Source organism: Microcystis sp. M53603_WE2, assembly GCF_030065435.1.
Genome location: NZ_JASJFF010000505.1, coordinates 1 through 4138, shown reverse-complemented (window position 1 = coordinate 4138; position 4138 = coordinate 1). Strand labels below are relative to the sequence as shown.

Annotated in this window: 1 pseudogene and 1 CRISPR repeat array; the pseudogene reads left to right on the top strand. The window is 37.6% G+C overall.

What is annotated here, in order from left to right:
- Positions 1 to 285: 285 nt before the first annotated feature.
- Positions 286 to 1347: a CRISPR direct-repeat array (repeat unit 35 nt; unit sequence GTTTCCATTAATTAAACTTGCTAAGAAGTTAAAAG).
- A gap of 508 nt (positions 1348 to 1855) precedes the next feature.
- Positions 1856 to 2749 (top strand): annotated as a pseudogene (locus PX481_RS29675) (type III-B CRISPR-associated protein Cas10/Cmr2); the annotation flags it as partial.
- Between the last annotated feature and the right edge of the window lie 1389 nt (positions 2750 to 4138).

The following is a 4138-nucleotide window of genomic DNA, read 5'->3' as shown; positions in this document are numbered from 1 at the left end:
TAGAAAAGTTTCCATTAATTAAACTTGCTAAGAAGTTAAAAGCAAGTTCTTAGGTGCCGAACTCGGAAGCGAAGCAGATTTCGTTTCCATTAATTAAACTTGCTAAGAAGTTAAAAGTCGATGGCAAAGGCAAGAACGCCTGGGAGCATCTCACCTTTGTAACCCTTAAATCAGGTTTTTATGTCAAGCTATTTTGAAAGCCTTGCTAGAAAACAGTTTTAGGGATAAGTATAATTACTCACTTGCATAAATGAGATGCTCCCAGAACGCCTTGCTTGGAACGAACGTTTCCATTAATTAAACTTGCTAAGAAGTTAAAAGGTTGTCAACAAGCGCGGGGTGAATGGTTGGGATACGTATCGTTTCCATTAATTAAACTTGCTAAGAAGTTAAAAGATTTGTGGTTGGAGTGTCGGCCCATAACAGGCCGCAAGGTTTCCATTAATTAAACTTGCTAAGAAGTTAAAAGACTCCTCAACAAGTTATTGACGCTCCTCCTCTTATGTTTCCATTAATTAAACTTGCTAAGAAGTTAAAAGTTGATGACCTCTCTCTTTTCGCACCATCGGTATCTTGTTTCCATTAATTAAACTTGCTAAGAAGTTAAAAGTGGAGAGTTTCTCTCCACCTCAGATTACTTCTTATTGTTTCCATTAATTAAACTTGCTAAGAAGTTAAAAGAAGCGGAAGCAACAGGGATCACCTTTTTACCGCTACTAAGTTGTTTCCATTAATTAAACTTGCTAAGAAGTTAAAAGTCATTTGCCCAAATTGTCGGGCATCCTTGCGGATTAAAACGTTTCCATTAATTAAACTTGCTAAGAAGTTAAAAGACTGGGAAAATTGGATAAAAGTCAATCGATTAATTGTTCTGTTTCCATTAATTAAACTTGCTAAGAAGTTAAAAGAACGCAAAATTAGACTTACTTCTTGAAGAAATAGAGGTTTCCATTAATTAAACTTGCTAAGAAGTTAAAAGCTTCGGATGGGGACTGGCAAAAGCGGTGAAGGCGTTTAAACGTTTCCATTAATTAAACTTGCTAAGAAGTTAAAAGCCGCATGTGGAGGCAGTTTTCGATACGATTAAGAATTATCGTGTTTCCATTAATTAAACTTGCTAAGAAGTTAAAAGATTTGAGGAAATAGACGGGGTCAACTTCCTTGAGTTCCGTTTCCATTAATTAAACTTGCTAAGAAGTTAAAAGAAGAGACCTTAGTCGAGGTACTTCGAGCCTTACTTGAAGTTTCCATTAATTAAACTTGCTAAGAAGTTAAAAGACGGGAATGCTTCATTCTTTCTCCACCTTCTCCTGTTTCCATTAATTAAACTTGCTAAGAAGTTAAAAGACTAGCTTTGCAAAACTAGGCTGTATAAGGATTGTACAGCAATTTTTCGTGGGGTATTGAAAAGCATAGACATTATTAATAATAATTCTCAATAGTTACCTCAGTCATGAGGCTCAAAGCCTTGCTGGACAAAGCATCGACGCACCTCAACGAAAACTCTAGATTTTCAGCCATTGTGTCTAACCCGCGAAAAATGTTGAGAACCCCCCCATTCCATCGGCATGAAACAATAGAATTTGTTCTACGCTAATGCCTATGCGATCGAGAGCATCTCACCTTTATAACCCCTAAATCTTTATGTCAAGCTATTTTGAAAGCCTTGCTGGAAACCAGTTTTAGGGACAAGTATAATTACTCACTTGCATAAATGAGATGCTCCCAGCCAGAAGCCTTTGTTGGCAAGTTTTCTAGCTCGCTTGTCCGCCTGTCAGATGCTATAGTTAATCAATTATTTTGCTTAACTATCTTTGTTTTCGTGATAAAGTTTAAAGAGAGGCCTTAGCAATTTATGATTATGCCAAAATCAGAGTCCCCTATTAATTCAACAAATTTCTATTTTCGTAAACTTTGTGCCTTGCTAGAAGACAAATCTATTTTGCAACAATTACAGTCTATTCACCCAGAAGAGTTACAAGGACAGATAGAAGAGTTACCCCTGCAAATAGCTAGTTCCTCTGATCGCGTTAATCTAGGAGAGGCTCAAGGCACTAATATTAATAGCGTGAAACATCCCATCAGTGGACAAACTCGAAATATTACTTCACAAGACTCAAGACCAGAAATTCCCGCAGAAATTACCTCAGAAACGGATATAGAAAAACTATTTTGGTGGTTTTGGCGATTTTATCCCGAACTCATCCGACAAAACCAGAAGGATTTTTTCCTCTATCCTGCTCACAGCATCCTTCCTGATTGTCCCCTACATAGCTACAAAAGTACAGTTTCCGCTCTAGTTGGGGCGATGTATCCCGAACATTGGCAAGAAGGAGGTAAATCCCAACATCCCTATCTTTTTCTCTTTACCTTCTCCCCAGTACAAGAATTTATCAAAGCATCCCGAAAATTTGTCGATTTTTGGGCAGGTTCCTATCTACTGCACTATCTCAGTGTTAAACTCTGTTGGTATATTGCCGAAACTTATGGGTCTGATGCTGTGATTACTCCTTCTCTTTGGAGTCAAGAAATTATCGATGCTTTAATTGTTAAAAAATATCCAGATTTTGCGGCTAATTTTGCTTCTTTTCAAGACGGAATATCTCCAGTTGGTAGATTTGATAATGGCATCTCTACAAGTTTAAGTACGGCTGGATTTCCTAATGTGATTATGGCTTTAGTTCCTGGTAAAGAAGCAGCTAGAGAATTGGGAGAGAAATTAAAAAAATGTTTAAGAGAAGAATGGTCAGAGATTGCCAAAAAAGTTAGGGAAGATATCAAAAAACGAACCCTAGAGTTTCTTAAAGATACTAAAAATCACCAGAAAATAGATGAAATATTATTAAAAGAGTTTTTAAGCGAACAAGAAATATGTAAACGAGATTTAAAAAAATGGCAGATAGGACATCATGGTAGTTGTTGGGAGTGGAATAAACTCTGGGAAGCACAAATAGAGAAAACTTGGGAAACTTACTGGACTGCAATGCCTCTAGGCAATCCAGAGCAGCCATTAACTATTAATCCCACAGAGGAAAATTATCAGCAATGGAAACAAGCACAAAATGCGATCGCTCCTCCTCATTTAGCTGAATCTCTACCTACAACAGCCGAAGAAAACCTTTACGAACAGATAAATACTGGTACTTGGTGGGGGGCATTACAAGCTCGTTTGGGACAGTCTATTCAAGCCGTAAAAAATACTCGCACTTGGGCAATTCCTACAGCACCTGGGGAACGTTCCACTTTATCGGGTCAGTTTAGCGCAGTCCATCCCCAATTACATTATCATGGGCAGTTTAAAAATGGAGGTGGACTTTCGGCTCGATCAATGGGTCTATTTTGGCGATTAATGGCTGAAGTTTATCCAGGGTTATTTAATGGCTCAGAAAAATTGAATGCGATCGAATTAACAAAACGCATGGCTTGGCGATATGGGGGAGTTGCTGAATCTTTGGGAATTAATCTAGGGCAAGAAGATGATACTAACTACGATAATTTAATTCGGTTTCCTAATTTAAGTTCTATTGCTGCTGCAAGATTTACTTGCGAAGATTTTAAAAAAGGAGGACAAAAAACACGAAAATATTGGAATTGTCTTAACACACTTATTAACCAACAATTACCTAACAAAGCAGACACTTTTGCCTCCCGTACTCGTGGTCGTCCTTATCAGATACCAAAAGTTGATCGGCAAATTAATCCAGAAAATAGGAATGGACAGAATTTTAATGGAGTCATGTTTTCCAGTAAATGGTTAGCTGATGACATGAATTGTAACGCTCAAGAAACAGCAACATTAAGAAGTTTAGTTGAAGAAGCGCATAAAAAAGCAAAATTTGGCGAAGGAAGTCCAGCCGATTGGTGGGTAATTGTCCTCGGTGATGGGGATGGGATGGGGAAATATGTCTCTGGGTCAAAATTAAAGAAATACAAAGAGTATTTAATCACAGATGCGATCGCAGAAAATGTCAAAAATCATCAAGATTATCCAGATTTACGGCTCTTCGTTACTTGTTATGGTTCGATAGGGGGGCATAAATCGACTAAATCCTTATCTGGCAAGAGACTTAATTGATTAGTTCGCTCTAGATAAAAAACAATTGACAAAAATCGCTAAATGCCTTTCTATATAAGGGTT